At 68.5% G+C, this 25,263-nt stretch carries 29 protein-coding genes; 17 read left to right on the top strand and 12 right to left on the bottom strand.

The features are described from left to right. Nucleotides 1–8: 8 nt before the first annotated feature. The 7 genes from ACFQ9K_RS21225 to ACFQ9K_RS21195 all read right to left on the bottom strand — a co-directional run bounded on the left by ACFQ9K_RS21225 (nt 9) and on the right by ACFQ9K_RS21195 (nt 6,259). Nucleotides 9–1,259, bottom strand: a complete 1,251-nt coding sequence (locus ACFQ9K_RS21225) for a ketosynthase chain-length factor (RefSeq protein ID WP_378714485.1) — start codon at nt 1,257–1,259, stop codon at nt 9–11. Beyond that, nucleotides 1,256–2,512: a beta-ketoacyl-[acyl-carrier-protein] synthase family protein gene (locus tag ACFQ9K_RS21220; RefSeq protein ID WP_378714487.1), complete on the bottom strand. Its 1,257-nt coding sequence runs from the start codon at nt 2,510–2,512 to the stop codon at nt 1,256–1,258. Before ACFQ9K_RS21220 ends, ACFQ9K_RS21225 begins: the two co-directional genes overlap by 4 nt. A 28-nt stretch (nt 2,513–2,540) precedes the next feature. Continuing rightward, on the bottom strand, nt 2,541–2,894 hold the full coding sequence (locus tag ACFQ9K_RS21215; RefSeq protein ID WP_378714489.1) for an antibiotic biosynthesis monooxygenase family protein: 354 nt from the start codon (nt 2,892–2,894) through the stop codon (nt 2,541–2,543). Nucleotides 2,895–2,970: 76 nt separating this feature from the next. After that, entirely contained in the window at nt 2,971–3,723 is a 753-nt protein-coding gene (locus tag ACFQ9K_RS21210) for an SDR family NAD(P)-dependent oxidoreductase (protein WP_378714491.1), read from the bottom strand. 51 nt (nt 3,724–3,774) lie between these two features. Then, a complete protein-coding gene (locus ACFQ9K_RS21205) occupies nt 3,775–4,218 on the bottom strand; it encodes a nuclear transport factor 2 family protein (protein ID WP_378714493.1) in 444 nt (147 codons plus the stop codon). A 142-nt stretch (nt 4,219–4,360) separates the two neighbouring features. Then, a complete protein-coding gene (locus ACFQ9K_RS21200; RefSeq protein ID WP_378714495.1) occupies nt 4,361–5,260 on the bottom strand; it encodes an alpha/beta fold hydrolase in 900 nt (299 codons plus the stop codon). Between the two features lie 198 nt (nt 5,261–5,458). Then, nucleotides 5,459–6,259 (bottom strand): NAD(P)H-binding protein, encoded by an 801-nt coding sequence (locus ACFQ9K_RS21195; RefSeq protein WP_378714496.1) that lies wholly within the window; start codon nt 6,257–6,259, stop codon nt 5,459–5,461. Nucleotides 6,260–6,848: 589 nt separating this feature from the next. Between ACFQ9K_RS21195 and ACFQ9K_RS21190 the strand changes: the two genes are divergently transcribed. Further along, a complete protein-coding gene (locus ACFQ9K_RS21190) occupies nt 6,849–7,589 on the top strand; it encodes a BTAD domain-containing putative transcriptional regulator (protein WP_378714498.1) in 741 nt (246 codons plus the stop codon). A 106-nt stretch (nt 7,590–7,695) separates the two neighbouring features. On the opposite strand, the gene ACFQ9K_RS21185 is transcribed toward ACFQ9K_RS21190, so the two are convergent. The 3 genes from ACFQ9K_RS21185 to ACFQ9K_RS21175 all read right to left on the bottom strand — a co-directional run bounded on the left by ACFQ9K_RS21185 (nt 7,696) and on the right by ACFQ9K_RS21175 (nt 10,561). Then, a complete protein-coding gene (locus ACFQ9K_RS21185) occupies nt 7,696–8,523 on the bottom strand; it encodes an NAD(P)H-binding protein (protein ID WP_378714500.1) in 828 nt (275 codons plus the stop codon). Nucleotides 8,524–8,642: 119 nt separating this feature from the next. Next, nucleotides 8,643–9,785 (bottom strand): acyltransferase family protein, encoded by a 1,143-nt coding sequence (locus ACFQ9K_RS21180; protein ID WP_378714502.1) that lies wholly within the window; start codon nt 9,783–9,785, stop codon nt 8,643–8,645. Next, a complete protein-coding gene (locus tag ACFQ9K_RS21175; RefSeq protein ID WP_378714504.1) occupies nt 9,782–10,561 on the bottom strand; it encodes a cyclase family protein in 780 nt (259 codons plus the stop codon). Before ACFQ9K_RS21175 ends, ACFQ9K_RS21180 begins: the two co-directional genes overlap by 4 nt. Before the next feature lie 241 nt (nt 10,562–10,802). Here ACFQ9K_RS21175 and ACFQ9K_RS21170 point away from each other — a divergent pair, with 241 nt between their 5' ends. The 13 genes from ACFQ9K_RS21170 to ACFQ9K_RS21110 all read left to right on the top strand — a co-directional run bounded on the left by ACFQ9K_RS21170 (nt 10,803) and on the right by ACFQ9K_RS21110 (nt 21,435). Beyond that, entirely contained in the window at nt 10,803–11,078 is a 276-nt protein-coding gene (locus ACFQ9K_RS21170) for a hypothetical protein (RefSeq protein WP_378714506.1), read from the top strand. Between the two features lie 15 nt (nt 11,079–11,093). Then, nucleotides 11,094–11,966, top strand: a complete 873-nt coding sequence (gene rfbA, locus ACFQ9K_RS21165) for a glucose-1-phosphate thymidylyltransferase RfbA (RefSeq protein ID WP_378714508.1) — start codon at nt 11,094–11,096, stop codon at nt 11,964–11,966. Nucleotides 11,967–11,968: 2 nt separating this feature from the next. Then, nucleotides 11,969–12,529 carry a dTDP-4-dehydrorhamnose 3,5-epimerase family protein gene (locus ACFQ9K_RS21160; protein WP_378714606.1) on the top strand — a complete coding sequence of 187 codons (561 nt, stop codon included), beginning with the start codon at nt 11,969–11,971 and terminating at the stop codon, nt 12,527–12,529. Then, complete coding sequence (locus tag ACFQ9K_RS21155; protein WP_378714509.1) at nt 12,526–12,774, top strand: hypothetical protein; 249 nt, start codon at nt 12,526–12,528, stop codon at nt 12,772–12,774. The genes ACFQ9K_RS21160 and ACFQ9K_RS21155 overlap by 4 nt, the downstream gene beginning before the upstream one ends. A 34-nt stretch (nt 12,775–12,808) precedes the next feature. Next, nucleotides 12,809–14,020, top strand: coding sequence for a methionine adenosyltransferase (gene metK / locus ACFQ9K_RS21150; RefSeq protein WP_378714511.1), 1,212 nt, complete (start codon nt 12,809–12,811; stop codon nt 14,018–14,020). A 117-nt stretch (nt 14,021–14,137) separates the two neighbouring features. Continuing rightward, nucleotides 14,138–14,845 carry a class I SAM-dependent methyltransferase gene (locus ACFQ9K_RS21145; protein WP_378714513.1) on the top strand — a complete coding sequence of 236 codons (708 nt, stop codon included), beginning with the start codon at nt 14,138–14,140 and terminating at the stop codon, nt 14,843–14,845. Between the two features lie 68 nt (nt 14,846–14,913). Beyond that, nucleotides 14,914–15,375, top strand: coding sequence for a hypothetical protein (locus tag ACFQ9K_RS21140; protein ID WP_378714515.1), 462 nt, complete (start codon nt 14,914–14,916; stop codon nt 15,373–15,375). Nucleotides 15,376–15,388: 13 nt separating this feature from the next. Next, complete coding sequence (locus ACFQ9K_RS21135; RefSeq protein ID WP_378714516.1) at nt 15,389–15,652, top strand: acyl carrier protein; 264 nt, start codon at nt 15,389–15,391, stop codon at nt 15,650–15,652. After that, nucleotides 15,649–16,431, top strand: a complete 783-nt coding sequence (gene fabG / locus ACFQ9K_RS21130; RefSeq protein ID WP_378714518.1) for a 3-oxoacyl-ACP reductase FabG — start codon at nt 15,649–15,651, stop codon at nt 16,429–16,431. Before ACFQ9K_RS21135 ends, fabG begins: the two co-directional genes overlap by 4 nt. A gap of 23 nt (nt 16,432–16,454) precedes the next feature. Continuing rightward, complete coding sequence (locus tag ACFQ9K_RS21125) at nt 16,455–17,408, top strand: aromatase/cyclase (protein ID WP_378714520.1); 954 nt, start codon at nt 16,455–16,457, stop codon at nt 17,406–17,408. Beyond that, on the top strand, nt 17,405–18,238 hold the full coding sequence (locus ACFQ9K_RS21120) for an alpha/beta hydrolase (protein ID WP_378714522.1): 834 nt from the start codon (nt 17,405–17,407) through the stop codon (nt 18,236–18,238). The genes ACFQ9K_RS21125 and ACFQ9K_RS21120 overlap by 4 nt, the downstream gene beginning before the upstream one ends. A 135-nt stretch (nt 18,239–18,373) precedes the next feature. Continuing rightward, a complete protein-coding gene (locus tag ACFQ9K_RS21115; RefSeq protein ID WP_378714524.1) occupies nt 18,374–19,954 on the top strand; it encodes an AMP-binding protein in 1,581 nt (526 codons plus the stop codon). 536 nt (nt 19,955–20,490) lie between these two features. Continuing rightward, nucleotides 20,491–21,435, top strand: a complete 945-nt coding sequence (locus ACFQ9K_RS21110; protein WP_378714526.1) for a GDSL-type esterase/lipase family protein — start codon at nt 20,491–20,493, stop codon at nt 21,433–21,435. Between the two features lie 6 nt (nt 21,436–21,441). Here the strand turns inward: ACFQ9K_RS21110 and ACFQ9K_RS21105 are convergent, their stop codons facing one another. After that, nucleotides 21,442–22,704 (bottom strand): wax ester/triacylglycerol synthase domain-containing protein, encoded by a 1,263-nt coding sequence (locus tag ACFQ9K_RS21105; protein WP_378714529.1) that lies wholly within the window; start codon nt 22,702–22,704, stop codon nt 21,442–21,444. 256 nt (nt 22,705–22,960) lie between these two features. On the opposite strand from ACFQ9K_RS21105, the gene ACFQ9K_RS21100 reads away from it, so the two are divergent. Beyond that, nucleotides 22,961–23,620, top strand: a complete 660-nt coding sequence (locus ACFQ9K_RS21100) for a hypothetical protein (RefSeq protein WP_378714531.1) — start codon at nt 22,961–22,963, stop codon at nt 23,618–23,620. Here ACFQ9K_RS21100 and ACFQ9K_RS21095 read toward each other — a convergent pair. Next, on the bottom strand, nt 23,617–24,282 hold the full coding sequence (locus ACFQ9K_RS21095; RefSeq protein WP_378714532.1) for a maleylpyruvate isomerase family mycothiol-dependent enzyme: 666 nt from the start codon (nt 24,280–24,282) through the stop codon (nt 23,617–23,619). The two genes, ACFQ9K_RS21100 and ACFQ9K_RS21095, sit on opposite strands and share 4 nt — an antisense overlap. 75 nt (nt 24,283–24,357) lie before the next feature. Here ACFQ9K_RS21095 and ACFQ9K_RS21090 point away from each other — a divergent pair, with 75 nt between their 5' ends. Together ACFQ9K_RS21090 and ACFQ9K_RS21085 are read left to right on the top strand one after the other, a co-directional pair. Further along, nucleotides 24,358–24,795 (top strand): MarR family winged helix-turn-helix transcriptional regulator, encoded by a 438-nt coding sequence (locus ACFQ9K_RS21090; RefSeq protein WP_378714534.1) that lies wholly within the window; start codon nt 24,358–24,360, stop codon nt 24,793–24,795. Nucleotides 24,796–24,812: 17 nt separating this feature from the next. After that, complete coding sequence (locus tag ACFQ9K_RS21085) at nt 24,813–25,199, top strand: hypothetical protein (protein ID WP_378714536.1); 387 nt, start codon at nt 24,813–24,815, stop codon at nt 25,197–25,199. Nucleotides 25,200–25,263: the final 64 nt, after the last annotated feature.

Raw genomic sequence — 25,263 nt, 5'->3', positions numbered from 1 at the left:
CTGCTGCTTCATGCCGCCTCCTTGTCAGTGGTGTGTCGAATGCCGCTGTGGCCCTGGGTGGTCAGCACCATCGCGGCGTTGAAACCGCCGTGACCGCGGGCCACGACCAGCGCCACCGACAACGGCAGCGCCCTGGTCTCGGTCACCAGATCGAGTTCGTATTCGGGCACCGGATCGGTGACTCCCGCCGTGCCCGGAATGCGGCCGTGCCGCATCGACAGCAGCGCGGTGGCCACGTCGAGCGCCGCGCCGCCGCTGCTGAGCCGGCCGGTCATGGTCTTGGGCGCGGTGACCGGAACCCCGTGCGGGCCGAACACCGCGCGCAGCGCGTCGGCCTCCACCCGGTCCAGTTCCGGCGTGCCCGCGGCGTCGGCGAACACGACGTCCACCTCGGCCGGTTCGAGTCCGGCGTCCGCCAGCGCGCCCTCGATGGCGCGGCGCAGCGTGGACGGCCGGTCCGAGCCGGGCGGCGGATCGAAAGTCGCCGCGTAGCCGGCTATTTCACCGTGCCAGGACAGCACGCCGCGCGCGGTCGCGGCCTCCGCGGACTCCATGACGAACAGCGCCCCGCCGTCACCGGGCACGTGGCCGGAGGCCGCGGCGTCGAACGGCAGGTACGCCCGCGCGGGGTCGGCGCAGGTGCTGATCCGGCCGCTGGTGAGCTGGGCGACCCAGGTCCATGGCGAGAGCGATCCGTCCACGCCCCCGCACATCATCGCCGGCTGCCCCGCGCGCACCCGCCGCCGCGCCAATGCCAGCGCGTCCAGCCCGCCCGCCTGCTCGGTGACCAGCACGCCGCCGGGGCCGCGCAGGCCGTGCCGGATGGAGATCTGGCCGGTGTTCACCGCGTAGAACCAGGCGAACGATTGATAGGCGCTGACGTGCTGTGGCCCCTTGCGCCAGAGCTTGTCCAGCTCGCGGTGGCCGAACTCGAAGCCGCCCGCCGAACTCGCCGTCACCACGCCGACGTCGAACCCGGCCGGGGCGGTGCCGTCCACCGCCGAGTCGGCCAGCGCGCGATCGGCGGCCACCAGGGACAGCTGCGTCATCCGGTCGGTCTGCGGCAGCAGCCGGCCGGGCAGGTGATCCGCGGCGGTGAAGCCGCTGACCTCCCCGGCCAGGGTGGCCGAGTAGCCGGTCGGATCGAAGGCCGTGATCCGCGCGATCTTCCGTTGTCCCGCAAGGGTATTCGCCCAATGTTCGGCGACATCCAGCCCGGTCGGGGCGATCACGCCCATCCCGGTGATCACGGTCCTCATGCGACTTTTTTCAAGATCATCGCGCTCTGGAAGCCGCCGAACCCGCTGCCGACGGTCAGCACCGTGTCCAGCGGCACCTCGCGGGCGGTCAGTGGCACGTAGTCCAGGTCGCACTCCGGGTCCGGCTCGTGCAGGTTCGCCGTCGGCGGCACCAGCCCGTCGCGGATCGCCAGCGCGCACGCGGCGACCTCCAGCGAACCGATCGCGCCCAGCGAGTGCCCGATCATCGACTTGATCGAACTGACCGGCACCCGGTAGGCGTGCTCGCCGAGGCTGCGCTTGAACGCGGCCGTCTCGTGCCGGTCGTTCTGCATCGTGCCGGAGCCGTGCGCGTTGACATAGCCCACGTCCTCGGCGTTCACCCGGGCCTGGCGCATCGCCGACCGGATGGCCTCGGCCATCTCCACGCCGTCGGGGCGCAGGCCGGTCATGTGATAGGCGTTGCAGCGAGTGGCGTATCCGGCGACCTCGGCGTAGATCCGCGCACCGCGCCTGCGGGCGTGCTCGTACTCCTCGAAGACGAACATCGCCGAGCCTTCGCCGAGCACGAACCCGTTGCGGGTCCGGTCGAACGGCCGTGACGCGTGCTCCGGATCGTCGTTGCGCGGCGTGGTGGCCTTGATCGCGTCGAAGCAGGCCAGCGTGATCGGCGAGATCGGCGCGTCGGTCGCGCCGCCGACCACCACGTCGGCCGAGCCCTCGGCGATCAGCTCGATGGCGTGCCCCACCGAGTCCAGCCCGGAGGTGCAGCCGGTGGAGACGGTCGCCACCGGGCCCTCGGCGCCCAGCTCCCAGGCCACCTCGGTCGCCAGCGAACTGGGCACGAAGTGGTTGTACAGATGCCCGACCGCGTAGGACTCGTCGACGTTCCAGTGCCGTCCGCCGTCGGACACCACCACGTACTCCTGCTCCAGGCCCATCGTGCAGCCGACCGCGCTGCCGACCACCACCCCGGTGCGGGCCGGGTCGAGCGCGGCCGGGTCCACCCCGCTGTCGGCCAGGCACTCCCGCGCGCTGACCACGGCCAGCTGCGCGGCCCGGTCCATCCGCCGGATCTGTTGCGGGGTAAGGCCTTCGGCCACCGGGTCGAAGTCGCACTCGGCGGCCACCTGCGAGCGGAACCGCCCGGCGTCGAAGGAGGTGATCCGCCGCGTCGCGGTGCGGCCGGACGACAGCAGATCCCAGAACGGCTTGGCACCGGTGCCACCGGGCGCGACGACCCCGATGCCGGTCATGACGACACGACGTTTCATCTTCATCCCTTACGGTTGCGGGCCGGCGTCAGGCCTTGACGAACTCCAGCCGCGGCTCGTAGAGATTGGCGACATTGGTCGCCCTGGCCCGCAGCTCCTTGGCATGGTCGGCGAAGCCGGGCGCGGCGATCGCGTCCCGCCACGACTGGACGTCGGTCCACAGCGCGATGTTCACGTACTCGTTGCTCCGCGCGGCGTCCACGTGCTTGGACAGGGTGAACTGGAGAAAGCCCGGCTGGGCGGCCATGAACTCCGAGATGTCGGCGAACACCCGCTCGAAGTCCAGCGGGTCGCTGCTCACGGTGAAGGTGTTGACGAAGGTCACCACCCCCTTGCCGGTGGCGTCGTAGCGGTCCTTGGCGTGCTGGGCCGAAGCTGTCATCGTGCTGCTCCTGTGATCGTTTTCCATGTGCCACCAACGGTGCGCCGGGCGCCTCGTGCCCGGCTCGAATCTGGACTCACAACAGGCTCAAACCTCCGTCTACGACGACTACCGAACCGGTGCCGAACTCCGCCTCCGGTGCGGTCAATTGCCTTGCCCACCAGGAAATCTCGGCAGGCTGACCGACCCGGCCCGCCGGGGTTCTGGTGGCGATATCGGCCAGGAAGTCGCGGTACTGCTCCGGCGTCGACCCCATGCGCACCCCCATGCCGGAGGCCACGACACCGGCCGCGATCGCGACAACCCGGATGCCCTGCGGCGCGAGTTCGACCGACCAGGTCCGGGTGAGGAATTCCAGCGCTACCTTGGTCGCCCCGTACCCGGAGAACCCCGGCCACGCGCGCCCGCCGGACGCACCCGAACTGCTCATGTTCAGCACGGTGCCGCGGGTCTCGGCGAGCGCGTCCAGCGCCGCCTGGGTGAGGAAGATGGGGGCCAGCAGATTGACCGCCACCTCGCTCTCGACGGCGGCCTGGTCGATGTGCGCGAGCGGGGCCGGAGCCGCGGTCGCCGCGTTGTTGATCAGCACATCGACCCGGCCCAGCGCCCGCTGCGCCGTCTTGATCACCAGTTCGGCCGAACCGTGATCGGTGATATCGGCCGCGAGCACGTGGATGTGGTCGTGCCCGGCGGCCGTCTCGCGCAGGGCGGACTCGGTCCGCCCCACCACGAGAACTTCGTGTTCCTCGGCGTAGCCATGCGCCAGCGCGCGCCCGATTCCGGTGCCGCCGCCGGTGATGATCACGCCGCGTCGTTGTTTCGAGGTCATGCCTCGAAGCTAGTTACGCCCGCTCGCAGCGCGGTCGAGATCGACTGGCGCTCAGACGGATTCGTCGTCTCGCGTGACCACCCGCGCGGCCACCAGCCACTCGCCGTCCGTGCGGACGAGCACGTCCTCGCACACGCACATGGCGTGCAGGATCGTCCCCTTGCCCCGCTCGGTCTTGACCACCTGCACGTAGGACCTGGCGAACACCGACCCGTCCGCGCGCACCTCGACCACGATCGTGCTGTAGCAGCGGCGGTATCGAATCCCGTCGGCGCGCAACTGATCCGCATTGGCCCGCAGGCCGGCCGCCAACGCCGCCCGCCCCGCGATCGGCGTGGAGATCTTGGGCGGGGAGACCATGGTGCCGTCCTCGGTGAAGGTCGCGGCCGTCTCCTCGGCGTGCCCCTCGTCCATCAGCTGGACGTGCCGGGCATAGAACCGCTGCACCTCCGCACAGATCTCCGCGTATGTCTGCTCCCGTACCTCTGCACTCACGACCTACCGCCTCTCGACTGGACTGTCCCCTAAACCTGGCGGCACCCGGTCGAAGTCCACTGGAGAAGCCCTCGGGCCGGACCTCGGCCCACCGAAAAGGACCCGCGTCCCGGTCCTGGGCGCGGGTCCTCCGGCGGGGAGATCAGCCGACGGCGACCGATTCCGCGTGCCGGACGTGCTCGGCGATCGCGGCCGCCAGCGCGGGATGGGCGGCGGACGGGAAAGCGTGGCCGAGGCCGGGGATTTCGAGCAGCCGCGCGCCCGGGATCGACTCGGCGAGGAACGCGCTGTGCGGCGGCTGGTGGACCGGGTCCAGCGGGCCCTGGATCACCAGCGTGGGCGTCCGCACGTTCGCCAATTCGGGTCCGCGGTCGGTGATGTCGGCGCGCTCGTCGATGTTCGGCGCGTTGCGTCCGGCGATGCCGGAGTGCGCGATCTCCCGCTCCTCCCAGCGCCGGAACTCCGCCGGGTCGAACGGCAGCACCGGGCCGGACATCGCCGCGGCCATCGCGACCCGCCGGTCCAGCTCGGCGTCCACGTCGTCGAGGATCGGCGACTGCATGATCAGGTCGAGCACCTCGCGCCGCGGCGCGGGCAACCCGCTCGGGGTCGGCTCGCCGCTGTAGGCGCAGTCGCAGCTGGTGAAGAAGTCCACGGTCAGCGCGGCCGCGCCGGTCATGGTCAGACTGCGCAGCCGGTCCGGGTAGTCGATGGCCATGAGCTGCCCGGTCGCCGCGCCCAGCGCGAAGCAGACCAGGTGCACCCGGTCGATGCCCCAGCCGTCCAGCACGGCGATCGCGTCGGCGGCGAGTTCGTAGAAGGTGTACGGGTTCTGCGCCTGCTCCAGCGCGACCGTCCGCCCGGTGTCGCGGTGGTCGTACCGGATGACGTGCAGGCCCTTCGCCACGAGTTCGGCGACGAACTCGTCGGGCCAGCCGCGCGAGCTGTGCGCGCCGAGCAGCAGGAGCGGGGGGTCGCCGGGGTCGCCGAAGTCTTCGGTCCACAGACGGAGATCAGCTGTGGAGACAACGCGTTCTGCCATGGAATTCACGCTTCCTTTCTGAGGGGACCCGACTCGGCCCAAGTCGTCGTGTGGCCCGGATCCACCCTCCCGCACCCGGCTAGAGGGTCGGTTCGAAGGACGCTCGAACTTCGGTGGGATCCCGCGACCGGCCGGACGCGCGGCGATCCGCGAGGCCGTCGAACCCGGCCTCGCGGTGCCGCGCGCCGACCGATCGGCTCAGCGGAACAGGTCGGCGTTCTCCACCGCCCAGGTGGCGAACGTGGTGGCGTGCCCGGTCAGGTCGGCCACCGTGGTGGTGGCGATCTGCGGGTTGTCCACCCGGTTGGCCAGCCCGTTGACGAAATACCCCGCGTAGTCGCCCATCGCAGGCTCCAGCTGCGCGATGAGTTCCTCCGGCGGCACCGTCACGAAGGTCAGCTCGCGGCCGAGCGCGTCGGCCAGGTACTGCAAACGCTGTGCCCTGGTGATGGTTTCGGGACCGGTGAGGGTGTAGGTCGCCCCGATGTGCCCGCTGCCGACCAGGATCGTCGCCGCGACCCTGGCGATGTCGTCCATCGCGATCGGGGCGTTGCCCGACGTCGGATACGGTTCGCGCACTTCGCCGGTGGTGCGGATCTGCTCGGCCCAGTCGGTGGCGTTCTCCATGAACTCGCCGGTCCACAGGTGGGTGTAGTCGACGCCCGACTTGTCCACCGCCTGCGAGATGGGATGCCAGTTGGTGTTCTCGTCGCCGGACAGCGCGACGATGTGCCGGATCCCGGCCTGCCGAGCCAGATCGACTACCTCGGTGACGGTTTCGAGCGACGGCGCCAGGTACATGCGGTCGACGCCGGCGAAGGCCGCGGGCAGCGAGTCCGGCCGCTTGAGGTAGCCCTTGACCACCTCGACCTCGGGCGGGAACGCGGTGCGTTCCGGGTGGTTCGACAGTGCGCGAATATCTTCGGCGCCCAGTTTCACAAGGTGGTCGACGACCTTTCGGCCGATATTTCCGGTAGCCCCTGTTACGAGAATCGTCATGCCCCCAAGCTAGCCCGGCGACCCGCCCGCGCGCACATAGAAAGTGCGAACGCCGAGGATACGGCCGGATCCAGGATCGACGGCGGGGCACCGAGGCACACATTCGGACGCATTGCTCCGGAAATGCCGAAACAAGCTGAGCCACAACCAATCACAGTGTCGGTGTCCGCGACACGCCTTTGCCGGGTACCATCCCCTCCCCTATTGCCCTGCACAGCAACCTGTTTCGATTTCAGACAACGGTCGGCAACCGCTTCGATGCCACCGCGCAACCCACCGATGATGCGAGTTCCACGGAGAGTCAAGACCCAGATAGCAAGGGACACAAGCCCGCTCGACATCACCGCCATCCGTTGACGGATCCGGGCAAATCGGTATAGCGTCGGAAAGTACCGACCAGGAGTTTGGTCCGGGGAACTCGAAGATCCATGGGGACCACCCAATCCCCAGTTCTCAAGGCTAGGTACCGCCAAAAGGGTGCCGCCGTTTAGGGGGAATTATGGAATTTGGCGTGCTCGGTCCACTTTCGGTAGAGCATCAAGGGAAATCACACGTCCCCAGTGCTCCGAAATTGCGGACCGTATTGGCGATGCTGCTGGTCCACTCGGACCAGGTGGTACCGGTTTCCTCTCTGATCACCGATCTGTGGGATGAACTGCCGCCGGCGAGCGGGCTCACAACGCTCCAGACGTACGTCCTCAATCTGCGCAAGTATTTCGTCGGGGTCACCGGCATGTCCGCAACGGAGGTAGCCAAGGAAATCCTGATCACCCGCCCGGGCGGGTACCTGTTGCACGTCGAGCCGAACGCGCTCGACATGCACCGCTACGAGGCCCTGGTCGACTCCGGATTGGCCGCGCTGGCCAACGGAAACGACGAGGCGGGCATCGCCGATCTCGACGCCGCGCTGCGCACCTGGCGGGGGCCCGCGCTGGTGGATATCGCCGCAGGCCGCGTACTGGAATCCAAGGCCCTGCAACTGTCCGAGTCCAGGCTCGTCACCATCGAGTACATGCTCGACGGCGAACTCCGTCTCGGTCGCTATCGCGAGGTCCTGTCCCGCCTCGCCGCACTGTGCGCCGAACACCCGCTCAACGAACGGCTGCACGCGCAGTACATGCGCGCACTGCACCTGAGCGGGCGGCGGGCGCAGGCCCTGGAGGTGTTCCACCGCCTGCGGGTCACCCTGGTCAACGAGCTGGGCCTGGACCCGGAACGCAGCCTGCAGGAACTGCACGCGGCGATCCTCGGGGTCGACGACGACGCCGACATCCTCACCCTCACCACCCGCCCCGCGATGTTGGCCGGCGCCGCCGCCCGGCTGCGCTGAACCGAGGCGGACAGCCCCGTTGCCCCGGTTCGTCACCCAAGTGGGGATGCTGGACGGCCTCGTCCACGTCCCCACTTGGACAACGATTTTCGCCATCGGCGAGCACTCAGCGGAAGTCATCGGAGTGCAGACCGGCCCACTCGGACAGCGGGCGGGCCGGCAGTCCGAGAACCTGTTCGATGTCGTGCAGCACCGGCTCCGGCTCGGCAAGCGTGCGCTCCCAGTACTCCAGCAGCCAGTCCATCAGGTGCCCGGGGAATTGCTCGCTGCCCTCCGCGCGCCACTGCTCGGGGGTGATCTCCTCGAACCGCACGTCCTTTCCGATCGCCTCGCCGATCACGGCGAACTGCTCGGTCTTGGTCAGCGCCGCCGGGCCGGACAGGGTGTAGACCCTGCCTCCGTGCGAATCGTCCAGCAACGCGGCAGCGGCGACCGCGGCCACGTCCAGTTCGTCCACCGGCGCCTGCCGCGCATTGTCGTAGGGCAGCCGCACGATGCCGGTGCGCTTGATCGGCTCGGCCCAGCTCAGCAGGTTGTTCGCGAACATGCCCGGCCGGACGTGCGTCCAGGCCAGCCCGGAATTCTCCACCACCGACTCGAACGCGCGATGGTAGTCACCGCCGGGGTCGTCGCCGATGCCCGCGCTCGACGCGGAGTGGGTGACCACCCGCCGCACGCCGGCCCGCTTGGCCGCGTCGACCACCTGCGCGGTGGTCTCACCGGCCACGATCAGGAAGAGCCGGTCGATGCCGTCGAACACCCCCGACAGACTCTCGGGCTTTTCCAGATCACCGCCAACGACCTCGACCGCGGCGGGTAAATCAGCGCTCTCCGGACGCCGGGTCAGTGCCCGGACCTCGGCACCGCCGGTCAGCAGCAACTCAACCAAGTTGCGGCCGACCCAACCGGTGGCACCGGTCACGAGAATCTTCACAGTTCTCCAATGTCCTTGAAATGAAAGCGAATACGTCCCGGAGTACTCCCGGGCTGCTCTTTCGGACACTGTAACCAAGCACGGGGGGCGTTCGCATATAGAAAGTTTCACTGGGCAGATCAGGAGGGCGCCGAGCGCGGTTCCCGCGGCGTGATTCGCCGGCGCGGACCGGAGAAACGATGTTGCATCGGAAGCTCCACCAGCCGGTGCATTCCCCACGCCAGAACCACCGTCCCGCCGAGGCTCAGCGCCCACAGCCCGATCGCCTGCGCGAGGGTCGGCTGGAATTCGTCGCCGTAGAGCCGGTACATGTTGTACAGGACCAGTTCGTGCAGCAGATAGAACGCGAACGAGACGTCGCCGAGCCAGACCATCGGCCGGCTGGCCAGCCACGAGGGCCTGCCGTCGAGGTCGGCGGCCGCGGCCGCCGGGATCAGGAACGCGAGCGGCACGATGGTCGCTGCCACGATCGCGAACGTGGTCGGCAGGAACGACGCCGCCAGGTATCCGGCGACGAACGCCAGTCCCGCCCACCGCGCGCGCACCCGCGGCCAGACGCCGACCATGACGATCCGCGCCATCACCATGCCGAGCACGAAGTCCAGCGCGCGCACCGGCGGGAACACGTAGACGAACCAGTACTCGTACTCCGGCGTGGCTTCCCACCACACCTGCGGCTGTGCGGGCAACAGTTTCGCTATCACCGGCATCAGCACCACCGCGGCCATGATCCCGATCGCCCACCACCACAGCCGGTCCGGGCGGATCCGGCGCACCAGCACGATGAGCAATGGGAAGGACAGGTAGAACAACGCCTCCACCGACAGCGACCAGCTGACGTCGTTGACGCCGAAGGCCACGTCCAGGTCCGGCCACCAGGCGTGCAGCAGCAGCACCTGCTGCACCCAGCCGACGATCTCCCGCCCGGTCAGCAGCATCAGTCCGACCGCGAGCAGGAACGCGACGAAGTGGTTCGGATAGATCTTGAAGAAGCGCCGCCGCCAGAATCGGGCCGGGGTGTCGTGCTCGCGCGCGGACCAGGTGAGCACGAATCCGCTGAGCACGAAGAAGAATCCGACGCCGATATAGCCGCCCATCTTCACCATGTGCATGAAACCCTCGGCCGCAGCGCCCGGCGGCAACAGGCCGGGCTGGTACGCGGCGTGCGTGGTGAACACCAGCAGGGCGGCGATCCAGCGCAGCCCGGTCAGTGACGGCAGCCGGGAGATCCGGCGCGCGGTGACCCGCTCCTCCACGCTCACGATTCGTCCACCAGCGCAACGGCTCTGGCCCAGCCCGCGCCCGCCCGCGCCACCTTGATCGGGAAGCACACGACGGTGAACCCGTGCGGCGGAAGGAGTTCCAGGTTCGCCAGCCGCTCCACCTGGCAGTACTCCCGGTCGCGGCCGGCGAAATGGGCGGGCCACAGCACCGAGCGGTCCCCGGTCGCGCGATAGCGGGCGATGATGTCGGTGAACGGCGCGTCGAGGCTGAACGCGTCCGTGCCGATCACCTTCACGCCCAGGTCCAGCAGGTAGTTGGTGGCGGGCCCGTCGAGCCCGGCGAAGTCGGTGAAGTACTTCGGCGAACCCTGGTGTCGCTGTGCGCCGGTGTGCAACAGCACGATGTCCATCGGCTCGGGCAGCCTGCCGATCCGGTCGAACTCCCGCTCCAGCGCCTCCCGGCCGACGGCGCCGGTCGGCGCGCCGGTCAGGTCCAGCACGAGGCCGGGGCGGTGGAACCAGTCCAGCGGCAGCTCGTCGATGTGCCGCGGATCGCCCTCCCGATAGGACGCCCTGGTGCCGTAGTGCGACGGCGCGTCCACGTGCGTGCCGGTGTGCGTGGTCAGGCTCAGCCGGTCCAGCGAGAGGAACTCGCCGTCGGGCAGGTCGTCCACGTCGAAGCCGAGCCCAAAGTGCTCGGCCATCTCCTCGCTCATGTGCCGAGCGCCGGCCGCCGGGGTGAGCACCGTGTGCTCCACCGGATCGGGTTCGTACTGCTCGCTGTCCACTGGCGAGGACAGGTCGATGATGTGCATCCGCCCTCCAATTCCTCCCTGTTCGGTGAGTTGTGCACCATCGAGAGTGGTCGCGCGGCCTAGAACTTCGCTGGAGGTTCGGGCGAGCACAGCAGCGGCGACCCACGACCGCTGACCGAGTCGCTGCGGTGACACCGGCCGGCGGCCCCGACGCTCCGGTCGGATCCGCGCCTACCGCTGCTGGAGCGATCTTCGAGCGCGCCACAGGACGCTGGGCACAGGACCTCGAAGGGAGACGACGATGCGCGTTCTGATCGCCATCTGGAACATTCCAGGTCAGCTGCGCCCGATGGTGCCGCTGGGCCGGGCGCTGCGCGCCCGCGGCGCCGGGCCGGACCACGACTGCTTCGCCGTCCTGCGCACCGAATCCGCCGCGACCTGCTCGGTGCCGATCAACGGCGGCGGTGCGGGCAGCGTGCTGACCTCGCTCGTCAACGGGGTACCGCACCTGGCCGTCTCGCACCTGCCGGACGAGGCCGTGCACGGCGAACGAGTGCCCGCCGGGCAGCCGAGCTGACGGGAAGGACCGGTCGTGAAAGGCATAATCCTGGCGGGTGGCGCCGGTTCGCGGTTGCATCCGATCACGCGCGGCGTGAGCAAGCAGCTGGTCCCGGTCTACGACAAGCCGATGATCTACTACCCGTTGTCGACCCTGATGCTGGCCGGCATCCGGGACATTCTGGTGATCACGACGCCGGAGGACGCCGGCGCGTTCCGGCGGCTGCTGGGCGACGGTGCGCAGTTCGGATTGGCCATCGACTATGTGGTGCAACCGAAACCGGACGGACTGGCCAGGGCGTTCGTGCTGGGGTCCGCGCACATCGGGGCCGACTCGGCCGCACTGGTGCTGGGCGACAACATCTTTCACGGTCCGGAACTCGGTACCCGGCTGCGCCGCTTCCACGGACTGGACGGCGCCGCGGTGTTCGCCTACCGGGTGTCGGATCCGACCGCCTACGGCGTCATCGAATTCGCCGCCGGCCGAGCGGTGTCCATCGAGGAGAAGCCCAAGGTGCCGCGCTCCAACTACGCCATCCCCGGGCTGTACTTCTACGACAACGACGTGGTCGAGATCGCCCGCGGCCTACGGCCTTCCGCGCGGGGCGAATACGAGATCACCGATATCAACCGGACCTACCTGGAACAGGACCGGCTCCAGGTGGACGTGCTCGCCCGCGGCACCGCGTGGCTGGACACCGGCACCTTCGACTCGCTGCTGGACGCGGCCAACTACGTCCGCACCGTCGAGCAGCGCCAGGGCCTGAAGATCAGCGTGCCCGAGGAGGTGGCCTGGCGGATGGGCTTCATCGACGACGAACAGCTCAGCCGGCTGGCCGCCCCGCTGGTGCGCTCCGGCTACGGCCGCTACCTGCTCGAACTACTGGAACACGGACGGGATTGGTGACCATGCGAATTCGGGAGCTGGCGGTACCGGGGGCCTGGGAATTCACCCCCGCCATGCACGGCGACGAGCGCGGCGTCTTCGCCGAGATGTTCAAGGCCTCGGAGTTCGAGAAGGCGGTCGGGCGGCCGTTCGAGCTGTTGCAGATCAACACCTCGGTCTCGGCCGCGGGTGTGCTGCGCGGCATCCACTACACCGAGGACCCGCCCGGGCAGGCGAAATACGTGACCTGCACGAGCGGCGCGTTCGTGGACGTGGTCGTGGATCTGCGCCCTGGGTCGCCGACCTTCGGCGCGTGGGACAGCGTGCTCATCGACGACGTGGACCGGCGCTGGGTCTTCCTGTCCGAGGGGCTCGGCCACGCGCTGCTCTCGCTGGCCGACGGCTCGACCGTCACCTACCTGTGCTCGCTGGAGTACACCCCCGAATTCGACCGTGAGGTGGACGCTTTGGATCCGGATCTCGGCATCGCGTGGCCGGACATCGGCCGCGACGGGCAGCCGCTGCGCCTGCTCCGCTCGCCCAAGGACGCCGCGGCGCCCCGGCTGCGCGACCTCGCGTCATGAGCGCCCGCTCGCGGCGGGCCGCGCGGCGCCGCCGCGCCTGGCGCAGGTTCGTCCGGTTCGCGATTCATCTGACGCCCGGCTGCTACGCGATCGGCTGGGGCTATCACATCGACGCGTCCATGGTCGAGGTGAGCCGCAGGCGCCGCGACCTCGCCGAAGCACGCCGACGCAATGGCCGCCGCTTGTCCGCGACCGAGCGCGAATCCTGGCTGGCACTGGAGAAGTCGCTCAGAAACGCACGGTAACCGAGTTTTCGGTTCTGACCAACAGAGGAATCCCATGAAAATCGCCGCACGACTGTTCACCAGCGAATCCGTGACCGAGGGCCATCCGGACAAGATCTGCGATTCGATCAGCGACACCATCCTCGACGCGATCCTGACCGCGGATCCGGCCGCCCGGGTCGCGGTGGAAACGCTGGTCACCACGGGGCAGGTGCACGTCGCCGGCGAGGTCACCACCACCGCCGCCATCGACTACCCGGCCTTGATCCGGGCGCGCGTCCTCGAGGTCGGCTACGACTCCTCGACCAAGGGTTTCGACGGCGCCACCTGCGGTGTCAATATCGCGATCGGCGCCCAGTCGCCGGATATCGCGCAGGGCGTGGACAGTTCGCACGAAAACCGGATCGGCGATATCGACGACGAGATCGGCAGGCAGGGCGCCGGCGATCAAGGCCTGATGTTCGGTTACGCGACGACCGAGACCCCGGAAATGATGCCGGTGCCCATCGCCGTGGCGCACCGCCTCGCGCGCCGCCTCACCGAGGTGCGCAAGTCCGGCCTGCTGCCGTATCTGCGCCCGGACGGCAAGACCCAGGTCACCGTCGAGTACCGGGACAACCGGCCGGTGCGCTTGGACACGGTGGTGATCTCCACCCAGCACGCCGCCGACATCGATCTCGACACACTGCTCACCCCCGACATCCGCGAGCACGTGCTCGATCAGGTGCTCGCCGAGCTGGCGTTGCCCGCCTTCGACACGTCGGCGGTTCGCCTACTGGTCAATCCCACCGGCAAGTTCGTGCTGGGCGGGCCGATGGGCGATGCCGGGCTGACCGGTCGCAAGATCATCGTCGACACCTACGGCGGTTTCGCCCGGCACGGCGGCGGCGCGTTCTCCGGGAAGGATCCGTCGAAGGTGGATCGCTCGGCCGCGTACGCCATGCGCTGGGTGGCCAAGAACGTGGTCGCCGCAGGCCTGGCCGAGCGGATCGAGGTGCAGGTCGCCTACGCCATCGGAAAGGCCGCTCCGGTAGGCCTTTTCATCGAGACGTTCGGCACCGAGCGGGTGGACCCGCAGCGCATTTCGGCGGCCGTCGCCGAGGTGTTCGACCTGCGACCCGGCGCGATCATCCGGGATCTGGACCTGCTGCGCCCGATCTACACCCCCACCGCGGCCTACGGGCACTTCGGCCGCACCGACATCGATCTGCCGTGGGAACGCACCGATCGCGCCGAAAAGCTGCGGGCGGCAGCCGGAATCCTCTGACGAGCGCGCCGCGGCACGGACGGCACCTCGCGCCCGAGTCGGGCGATCCGGCGGCACCGACTTTCACCCGCCTAGCAGCGGAACATCGCTATTACCAACTACATTCAAGGAGTTCAGATGGCTGACGCAATTCCGGCGAACGATTCGTCGATGGTCGATTTCGAACAGAGCTACCAGGATCACACCCTCATGCCGGGCGACGACGTGCTGGACCGGCTGCCCTGGGAGATCGATCGGCCCCAGCCCGAACTGGTCGGATTCGAGAACGCCGGGCGCGTCCGCGGTGAGGTGCTCGATATCGGTTGCGGGCCGGGCGATTCCGCCATATACCTGGCCGGGCGTGGCTATCGGGTGACCGGGCTGGACTTCTCGCCGACGGTGATCGAGAAGGCCCGCGCGCGGGCCGCGGCCCAGGGGGTCGAGGCGTCGTTCGCCGTCGCCGACGCCACCGAACTGTCCGCATACACCGACCGGTTCGACACGGTCGTCAGCAGCGCGCTGTTCCACTGCCTCGAACCGGAGCAGCGGCGCCCGCATGTCGCCGCGCTGTTGCGCGCCACCAGGCCGGGCGCGCGACTCATTCAATTCACCTTCGCCACAAGCGAGTTCAGCAGCGCCTTCGCGCCGTACGCGATCGATGAGGAGGAACTGCGCGCCATCTTCGGTGCGCCATGGTCGATCAACACCCTGCGCCTGGGCAACCTGGCGGCGGTGGCGTCCCCGCCGATGCTGGAGTCCTTCGCGGAGAGCGGTTTCCGGCCCGAACTGGACGCCGACGGGGCGATGCTGCTGCCGATCTGGGTGCTCGAAGCCGACCGCGACTGACCCGGACCCCAGACAGTCTTCAGAGGACTTCAAGTGCGACGCGAGCAGCTGCGCTCAGGATCGGCCCTATGACCAAAACACTTCTGCTGCTCCTCGGCGTACTGGCCGCGAGCACGGTCCCCGCGCAGACCGCACAGGCGACGCCCATCGAGTTCCTGCCGATCGGCACCTGGACCGGCCTGGTGAAGGTGAGCGAGGACCCGCCGCACGAGGCCATCTTCCAGTTCACCGAGTCCGGCAAGATCTGCCTGACCTTCGGTCACCCCGGTGATGCCTCCGGCAGCGGCACCGGCACCTGGCAGGAGGCCGGGCACAACCGGTTCGCCTTCGAGCTCACCCACGATGTGATCCTGCCGGACGGCACGCTGGCCGCCTATGTGTCGGTGCAGCACACGGCCAAGCAGAACCGGGACAAGTTCTCCAGCTCCGGTGACACCCAGGTCACCGATCCGGCCGGCAACCCGGTGCGGTCCGGGCCGTCCTCGATCGAGGCGACCAGGACCAGTCAGCACACTCCGACCTGCAAGTAGGAAGGCTTTACCCATGGCCAACAGGCAGCTCACCATGGAGGAATTCCAGAGCATCATGTTCGCCGCCGTCGGCGGCGACGGCGCCAATTTCGTCGCCGACACCGGGCAGCAGTTCGAGGATCTCGGCTACGACTCGCTCGCGCTGCTGGAGGCGGGCGGCCGGATCGAACGCGAATACGGCATCTCCCTTGATGATTCGGTGTTGACCGGGTCGACGACGCCGCAGTCGTTCGTGGACGCCGTCAACCAGGTCATCGCCACCGGGACGGCGGCATGAGCGCCCCGGCCGGCCGGGTCGCGCTGATCACCGGGGCGACCAGCGGCATCGGCCTCGCGGTGGCGAATCAGCTTGCCGGTCAAGGGCATCCGGTCTTCATCGGGGCGCGCACGGCGGAGGCCGTCGCGCAGACGGTGAAGGATCTGCGGGAACGGGATCTGACCGTCGACGGCACCGAGCTCGACGTCCGCTCGGCCGATTCGGTGCGCGAATTCGTCGCCGCCGCGGTCGGTCGCTTCGGCGGCGTCGACATCCTGGTGAACAACGCGGGCCGCAGCGGCGGCGGGGTCACCGCCGACGTCACCGACGAGGTGTGGTTCGACGTCATCGACACCAACCTGCACAGCGTCTTCCGGATGACCAGGGAGGTGCTCAACGCCGGCCTGCGGGACAAGCCGTGGGGGCGGATCATCAATATCGCCTCCACCGCGGGCAAGCAGGGCGTGGTCCTCGGCGCACCCTATTCGGCGTCCAAACACGGCGTGGTCGGCTTCACCAAGGCGCTCGGCAACGAGCTGGCCCCGACCGGCATCACGGTCAACGCGGTATGCCCCGGCTACGTGGAAACGCCGATGGCACAACGTGTCCGGCAGGGCTACGCGGCGGCCTACGACACCACCGAGGAGCAGATCCTGACCCGGTTCCAGTCGAAGATCCCGCTCGGCCGGTATTCCACGCCGGACGAGGTCGCCGGCCTGGTCGGTTACCTGACCTCGGATGTGGCCGCCTCCATCACCGCCCAGGCGCTCAACGTCTGCGGCGGTCTCGGCAACTTCTGATACCAAACCCCTTGGAGGCGATCATGTCCACACGCGAATGCGAACACGAGATCACCATCGCGGCGCCCGCCGCCGTCGTCTACCGATTGATCGCGGAGGTCGAGAACTGGCCGCGCATCTTCCCGCCGACCATCCACGTCGAGCAGCAGCGCACCGGCGAGCGGGAGGAACGCATTCAGATCTGGGCCACCGCCAACGGTGAGCCGAAGAGCTGGGTGTCGCGGCGCACCCTGGATCCCGACCGGTTCCGGATCCGCTTCCAGCAGGAGGTTTCGACGCCGCCGGTGGCCTCCATGTACGGCGAGTGGATCATCGAGGCGGACCGGGCCGGCCATTCGCGCGTGCGTTTGCTGCACGGGTATCGGGCGATCGACGACGATCCGGCGGGCCTGGATTGGATCGAGGCCGCGGTCGACCGCAACTCCCGCGCGGAGCTGGCCGCACTGCGCGGCAATATCGAATCGGCCGTCGCCGCGACGGAATCCACCTTCTCCTTCGAGGATTCGGTGCTGGTTCGCGGCAATGCCGCTGACGTGTACGACTTCGTGAACCAGGCGGATCGGTGGGTCGAACGGCTCCCGCATGTGGCCTCGGTCCGGTTCGAGCAGACCGAACAGGGGGTGCAGACGCTCGAGATGGATACCAAGGCCAAGGACGGATCCACCCACCGCACGATGTCGTACCGCGTGGTGTTCCCCGGCGAGCGGATCGTCTACAAGCAGGTCACCCTGCCGAAACTGCTTGCGCTGCATACCGGTGTGTGGACCTTCACCCCGATCGACGACGGGGTGCGCGCGTCGTCACAGCACACCGTGGTGTTGAACACCGACAACATCGCCGCGATCCTCGGCGACGGCGCGACCACGGCCGACGCGCGGGACTACGTACGAAATGCCCTGAGCACCAACAGCAGCGCCACCCTGGAACTCGCCAAGGCCTATGCCGAGGACCGGGTGGGTGTCGCTGCCGTCGAATGAACCCCGAGGTCCGCCGGATCGACCTGGTGGCAGGCGAACTCACCCTGTCGGCGCTGCTGTGCGCGGCGGAGAATCCGCGCGCGGTGGTCGTCGCACTGCATGGCGCAGGCACCAGCGCGCACTATTTCGACGGCCGCGCGCACCCCGACGTGTCCCTGCTGACGCTCGGGGCGCGGCTCGGCTACACGATGCTCGCGATCGACCGTCCCGGATACCCGGCGGCGGCCGACCCCGATCCGGCGGCCGGGCAATCGATCGCGCAGCAGGCCGACACCATCGCGGCCGCTCTGCGTACCTTCCGCGCGAATCACCCAGTGGGGCAGGGGCTCTTCCTGGTCGGTCACTCCTTCGGCAGCGCCGTGGCCATGACCATGGCCGCCGAACCGGACACCACCGAACTGCTCGGCCTCGACCTCTCCGGGTGGGGCGCGGACTTCGCCGACGGCCTGAACCTGGACACCGTGCGCCTGCACTGGGGCCCACTGCGGCTCTACCCACCCGGCACATTCCGCTCCGGCGCGGCCGAACTCGGCCCGGTACCGCCCCGCGAACGCGCCGAAGTCTTCACCTGGACCACACGTTTCGCCGACATCGCGGCGAAGATCCCCATCCCCGTCCGCTTCACCTTCGCCGAACACGAGGCCATCTGGCGCCACGACCCCGCCGCCCTGCACACCCTGACCTCCGCCTTCCACGCCTCGCCACGGGTCCTCGTGGACCACCACCCCAACGCCGGCCACAACATCAGCCTCGGCTGGACCGCCCGCCCCCACCACCTCCGCTCCCTCGCCTTCGTCGAAGAATGCCTCCCCCACCCGATCCCGACCTGACAATTCGACAGTGGCGGCCCGCGACCCGACGCCCTACGTGTCGCGTTCCAGATCGGATTACGCTGCGGCACAGGCCGTATCGCTCAGGCATACGCACACTCACAAGTGATCGTCGAGGTGGCAGACTTCTCGAACATGAGCGACACCGGGTCAAATGTCCCCACTCTCGTCTGCGGCACTCGCACGCGCACCCAACCCGAAGCCCTGCTTCGCGCCGGCCGGCTCGGGGCGGCGATAGTGGCCACCGGGATCGAGCGCGGTGACAAATGCGTCATCATGGCGCGCAACGACATCGAGTTCCTCGAGGTCTCGGTCGGTATCGCCTCGACGGGTGGCAATCCGCTGCCGATCAATACGCGCTGGACCGCAAGCGAAGTCGCCCATGTGCTCACCGACGCGCAGGTTCGCCTGATCTTCGCCCACACCGAATTCGTGCCCGTCCTCGAAGCCGCGCGTGACCTCGCGGGCAGCGACGCGCGCATCGTCGAAATCGCCATGCCCCTTGAACTTCTCACCGAAGGCGGATGGGAGCTCACCCTGGCCGAGCCCACCGGCCGCCACGAGACCGTGGAAGACTGGATCGCCGCACACCCCGAACCGGTCGGGCACATCGAAGGCGCGATCGCCCAGTCGATGGGTGTCATCTACACCTCCGGCACCACCGGCAAGCCCAAAGGCGTTGCCCGCGCGCAGATGACGCCGCACCAGCTGCTCAGCATCGCCGGCGCGACCGCCCAGCGGATGGGCCTGGCCCCCGGTGTGCCGATGCTGGTCGCCGGACCGCTCTACCACACCTCGCCCAACGCGGTCGCCGTGCTCGGGCTGCGCATGGGCGCCGACATCGTGATCATGCCCAAGTGGGACGCGCGCAAGTTCCTGGAGCTGGTCGACCACCATCGCATCCAGCAGGTCAAGATCGTGCCCACGATGGTCTCGCGCATTCTGAGCGTGCCCGCCGATATCCGTGCGAATTACGACCTTTCGAGCCTGACCCATGTCATTCATTCCGCCGCGCCGTGCCCGCCCGCGCTGAAGCTGGCCGCCATCGACCTGTTCGGCGACGCGCTCTGGGAGTTCTACGGATGCAGCGAGGCAGGCACGATCACCTGGATCAGCGCCGCGGAATGGCTCGCCCACCCCGGCAGCGTCGGTCGCGCCACGGACGGCTCCGCCGTGCACATCGGTGACGAGCAGGGCAACCCGCTACCCGTCGGCGAGATCGGGCGCGTCTGGGTGCGTGGGGCCGACTACTGGCCGAGCTTCGAGTACCTCAACCAGGGCGCGCCGGACTCTCCGGTCGAGGGCATGTTGTGGGTCGGCGATCTCGGCTATCTCGATGCGGCCGGCTTCCTGTATCTGACCGGCCGCGACGCCGAGGTCGTCATCCGGGGTGGGGTGAACATCTATCCCGCGGAGATCGAGAACGCCATCGCCGCACTGGACGGCGTCGAGGACGTGGCCGTGTTCGGCCTCCCCGACCCCGGCGACCTGGGCGAGCTCGTGGCCGCACACATCCTCCCCCGGCCCGGCACGAACCTCACCCCGGACGCGGTCCGCGCGGCGCTGTCTCCCCAACTCGCGAACTACAAGCTGCCCACCCGCATCGAGATCGTGCACTCGCTGCCCCGCGACGACAGCGGCAAGGTCTACAAGCAGCAGATCCGAAACCGCTATGCCGCGGACGTATCCGTCGAATCCGGTGCCGGGGCGCAGTAACGGTCAACGTCAGCGCGGCGGGCCAGGGCATACTTCCCGGAATCTGGAGCGGCCATCTCGTCATCTGCATGCGTGGCGAAGACCCGACCAGCAGGAGCGGCGGCGGGATTCGGACCGATCCGTGGCTGCGGTCGCGTCGAATACTTTTCTGTGCGGCGAATGGTTCGCTTGCCGAGGCCGCTGGACGCGCTGCTCGGGGCATTGGGCTGGAGTGATCAAGGAGAGTGCTCGTGGGGTTCGGACGGCGGTCGCGGTGGGGAGTTCTGGTTGCGGTGTCGGTGGTGTTGAGTGGTGGGGCCGGGATTTCGGGGCAGGCGGTTGCCGGGATGGGGCTCGGGTGGGCCCGGGCCGAAGCGGAGGGTGGGGGTCGGGGTGCCGCGGTCTTGCTCGGCGACTCCTACGCGTCGGGTGAGGGTGGGCGATGGGAGGGGAACGGACCGAACGCGGTTGATCGGGGGGTTTTCCAAACGTACGGCGGGACTTGGGATTATCCGGCGATTCTGCCCGGGAACGCGGGGGGATGCCATCGGTCCGACGTGGCGGTGATCTATCCGTACGAGACCTTCGAGGCTTTGGATCTGGCCAGGAACAAGGCGAATGTCGCCTGCGGCGGGGCCGAGATCAAGCACGTGCTGACCGATTCGTTCAAAGGGGAGAAGCCTCAGCTCGAACAGTTGAAAGAGCGGCTGACGCAGAATCCGGGGATCAAATATGTCGTGCTCTCCATCGGCGGGAACGACGCGGGCGTGAGCGGGGTCGCGCAGGAATGCGTCAAGAAGTTCGTGCTGAAGCAGTCCGCCGGCCTGAAGCAGGTGAGTGCGGCCGAGAACGAGAAGTACCAGGCTTATGTGCAGGGGGTGAAAGAGTCGGACAAGAACGTGGTGTGCGAGGCGAGTCCGAAATTGTCCGGACTGGAGGACAAGCTCGAGCACGCATACGAGACGTTGTTCGCGGAGGCGATCTCGCCCCTGGCACCGGATGCCCAACTGGTGGTGCTCAACTATCCGAATCCGCTGCCCGCCGCCGATTCGGCGCTGCGCGGGCCGCTCGAGGCGAACCTGGTCAGTAGGTTGCAGGACGGTGGGTGCCCGTTCTTCGACAAGGACTTCGCGAAGTTCGCCGGTATCGGCAAGGACATCAACGGCAAGATCCAGCGTGCGGTCGCCGCGGCGGCGAAGAACAAGGTCCCGGTTCATCTGCTCGACGTGTCCGCGATGTATCAGGGGCACGAGGTGTGTGCCGCTGGCACCACACCGGACCGGGAATGGATCCGGCAGGTGCCCGCGGATCTGCTGAGCGATCCGGGGCTGATCCATGAGGCGTTGCACCCCAACGCTTTCGGGCAGCGCATGGAGGGAAGGTGCGTCGCGAACTTTCTCGAACTGCTCGGCAGTCGACCCGCGACATCGGCGAACGAGCACGGCGTGTGTCAGGACAACGCGGAGGTACAGGTGAAAGCAGCGGGCAATACCACCCGGTGACCGCCGTTACCTCAGCTCGGCGACCGCATCGAGCCACATCTCCGGGAGCGCCTCCGCTCCGGGCAATCGCGCGTCGGTGAGGAAGGAAACGACCGCGCGATCCCGATAGCTGGTCATCGCGATGCCGAGCCGGTGCCGGGCGGGCAGAAAACCGATCGGCACGGTGCCGACGATCGGCCGGCCGAGCACACTCGCCGCATCGGTGCAGCCGGGGACATTGGTGGCGGTCAGGTGCGCGTACCGGTCACTGAAATGGTGATAGGCCCACGGCAGGAACAATCGGTAGGGCATTCCGGCGATCATCGACTGCGCCGTACTGCGTTGCGCCCCTATGATTTTCCGCGACAATCTCGCATCCAGCGCGGCGAGGCGGGCGAGCGGGTCCTGGTCGTCGCACGGCAGCGGAAGCCGGAACCCGACCGCGCGCTGACTGAGCTTGCCCTTGTCGCTGCCGATGCTGAGCGGCATGATCGCCCAGACCGGGCTACCGGTGCCGCGCAGCGCGTGCCACGGCGACTCGGGCCACTCCCGGAGCACGTGCGTCACGGCGGCGAGATACACGGTGTTCGCGGTGGTGTCGTGCCGATGGGCGACCTCACGCAGTTGATCCAGGTCGATGTGCCCCCAGTGAATGGTGCGCTCGCCGAAGACCTTCGACCGCGGCAGTGGCCGAGCGAGCGGAAAACAGCCACGGACGGTGTGCGCGACCGTTCGCATCACAGTGGATCGCGCACCCTGCTGAGCGGGCGTCGACGGTATCCGCGGCTGATAGTCGTGGCCGTTGGCGTCGGCGAAGGTGGACATGATCGTCGTGGCCACCGACATGCCGTCGTGCAGCGCATGGTGACCGGCGTAGATCAGCGCGAACTCTCCCGGCGCGTAGCCGTGCACCAGCAGCACTCGCCACAGCGGCTGAGAATGGTCGAACGGGCGGCGAATCAACTCGTCGACGGCACCCTGCAAACCACCCGGGCCCGTTCGCCGTTCGGTCACCAGGACGGTGAGGTCGACCGAGTCCTGCGGCACCCATACCGCCTGCCCCAGCGGGCCCTCGCTGAGCCGGCAACCCAACTGCGGCAGCAGCGGTAGTTTCCGCAGGCACAGCTCGCGCACTTCGTCCACGGTCGGCGGCGAGCCGTCCAGGAGCAGCACGCCGCCGATGGCGAAGGACATCGGCGGATGCGTCGCCTCATAGGCGAGAAAGGCGCGTTGCAAGGGGGCAAGCGGGAGACTTCGATCGGATTTCTGATCGGCAACCACTGAACTCATCGTGCTCTCCTCGACCGTTGGCGAGTGAATCGGAGCAAAACGACGATCTTCCGTGCGGAAGTAACGATAGCCCGAACTTCGCCATCGCGTGGGCGCGACCGTTTCAGATCAGCTGCCGCGACGCGCGGTTCGGCCCGGCGGTGGCGGGTATCACCCGCGAGAGCGCGTGACAACCGTAGGCTCAGGCGGGTCGACTTCGTAGTCGGCAATCGAGCGTTGTCGTGTGGGTAATGACCGACCGAAAGGGCTGTTGGCAATGCTGCGGAAGTTCCTCGACCAGGGTGTCGTCTCGTTGATCGACAGGTCGGCGCGGGTGCAGGCGCCGCTGGTCGGCAAGTACACGGGATTCGTGCGCCATCGGCATCCGAGCGAATCCCCGGAACAGCTCGTCGAGCGGCTCGGCAGGCATTACTCGCTCGCGGTGACCGCGAGCGGCGTGGTGGTCGGGTTGAGCGCGGCGGTTCCCGGCGTCGGCACGCTGGTGGGGTTGGCCGCGGCGGGCGCGGACACGCTGTTCTTCTTGGAGGCGTCGACGGTGTACGCCGTTGGCGCGACCGAGGTTTCGGGGAGCAAGGCGGCGGCGCCGCGACCGCCGCTCGTGTCGGCGGTGGTGCTCGGCCAGGCGGGAACCGCGTCCCTGGGCGCGGCCGGACGCTCGGCCAAGCAGTGGGATACCAAGCTGGCCAACAAGTTGCCGGTCATCCGGCGGATGAACGACACCCCGGTCAAGCGGTTCGTCGTGCAGTTCATCGTCAAGCGCGGCGCGCTCGCGTTCGGCAAGGTGATTCCGGCCGGCGTCGGCGCGGTGGTCGGCGGCGTGGGCAACTACGCGCTCGCCCGCGGCGTGATCAAGAACCTGCACGACGCGCTGGAGAGTCCGGCGCCGAGTCAGGCGAGCACCACCGTCGACGCCTAACCGGCCAACAGTCGGGCGGCCAACACCGGAACCCCCTCGCCCGTAACGCTTTCGAGCGCGGCCGCCCGCCCGGTGACCAACAGCAGCAGCGCCGTGATCGGGCCGCGGATCTCGGCGCCCGCACCGTGGCACCAGTCGATATCGGTGGCGCGCAGGGCGAGTCCGTCCAGCCGCCGCTTATCCCATACCGGCCAGCCGATTTCGGCCGCGGTCGCGGCACCGGTCGCGGCTGCGTCGGCCGGGATGTCGATGGTGCGGCCCAGCGGAATGGCGATGTCCTGACCGTGCACCATCGTGTCGAACAGGATGTTGCGATAGTTGGTGGGGCCCGGCAGTTTTCGGGACGCCGCGTGCGTGCGGATCGCCGAGACCAGCTCGGCGACCGGACGATTCGCGGCGCGCACGGTGAGATCGTGGATGAGCCGGTTGTAGTTCCCGTTGGCGCGCAGCCCGGCGACGAACAGCGCGCCGAGCGACGGCGGCTGCGGTGTCAGGGCGATGTGCGCGGCGACGTCGCGAATCCGCCAGTGTGCGCACAACGACGGCGCCTCCCATTGCGCGGGCGTCAGCTCCGCGAGCACGTCGGCGATGGCGCGGCGTTGCTGTTCGATGACCCGCCAGCTGGCTTCGCGGTCGAGCGGCTGCCGAAGTTGCGCCGTCATCGGACACCTCCGATACGATTGGTCAGTATCACTGACTAAAATAGTCAGTGGATCGTACTAATGTCAAGGAGTGGAATGGCCGACGGCGAGCTGAACGCGGGTCTGCTGATGTACATCGCGCACCGGTCGATGGAGGACCGGATCTTCGCCGAACTCGGTGCCGCGGGCTTCGACGACATCACGGTGGCCCAGGGCCGGGTCGCCCAGCGCGTCGGCGCACAGGGCACCCGCCTCACCGAGCTGGCCGAGCAGGCGCAGATCACCAAGCAGACCGCCGGATTCCTGGTGGACCAGCTCGAACGCGCAGGCTACGTGGAACGCGTCCCCGACCCGAGCGACGGCCGCGCCCGCCTGGTGCGCCTGTCCGCCCGGGGCAAACAGGTGGCCGAATTCTCCAACTCGATCGCCGACCGGATCGAGGCCGAGTGGGCCGCGCACCTCGGCGCGCGGCGCATGCGCGATCTGCGCGCGGCGCTCGGCGCACTGCGCGAGATCACCGACCCCTACGCCTGAGGGCGCAGACTGGACCGGTGACGGATGACGAGGTTCAGCTGATCGTGGTCGATGCCGCGAATGTCGTCGGGTCGCGACCCGATGGCTGGTGGCGCGATCGCGCGGGCGCCGCCCGGAGATTGCTCGAGCGGCTGACCACCCTGGCCGACCGGCTGGACCGGCCCGCGGAGGTGGCCGTCGTGCTCGAAGGCAAGGCGAAGGCGGCGGATCCGAAGGTCGACGGCGTGCGCGTGGTCCTGGCCGACGGCTCGGGCGACGACGCGATCGTCGATCTGGTCGCCGCGGCGAACCACGCGCGACCGATCACCGTCGTCACCGCCGACCGCGGACTCCGCGACCGAGTCGAAGCACTCGGCGCGCACACCGTCGGCCCCGGCTGGCTACTCGACCGCATCGACCCGTAGCGGACCGACCAGTCCCGAGATCCGATCATGAAGGTTCGGCAACTGCCTCATAACAATCGACGCT

It is taken from the genome of Nocardia sp. NPDC056564 (genome assembly GCF_042793755.1).
In the GTDB taxonomy this organism is placed as follows: Bacteria; Actinomycetota; Actinomycetes; order Mycobacteriales; family Mycobacteriaceae; genus Nocardia.
The sequence above is the reverse complement of the archived record's forward strand: the minus strand, read 5'-3'. Positions and strand labels throughout refer to the sequence as shown.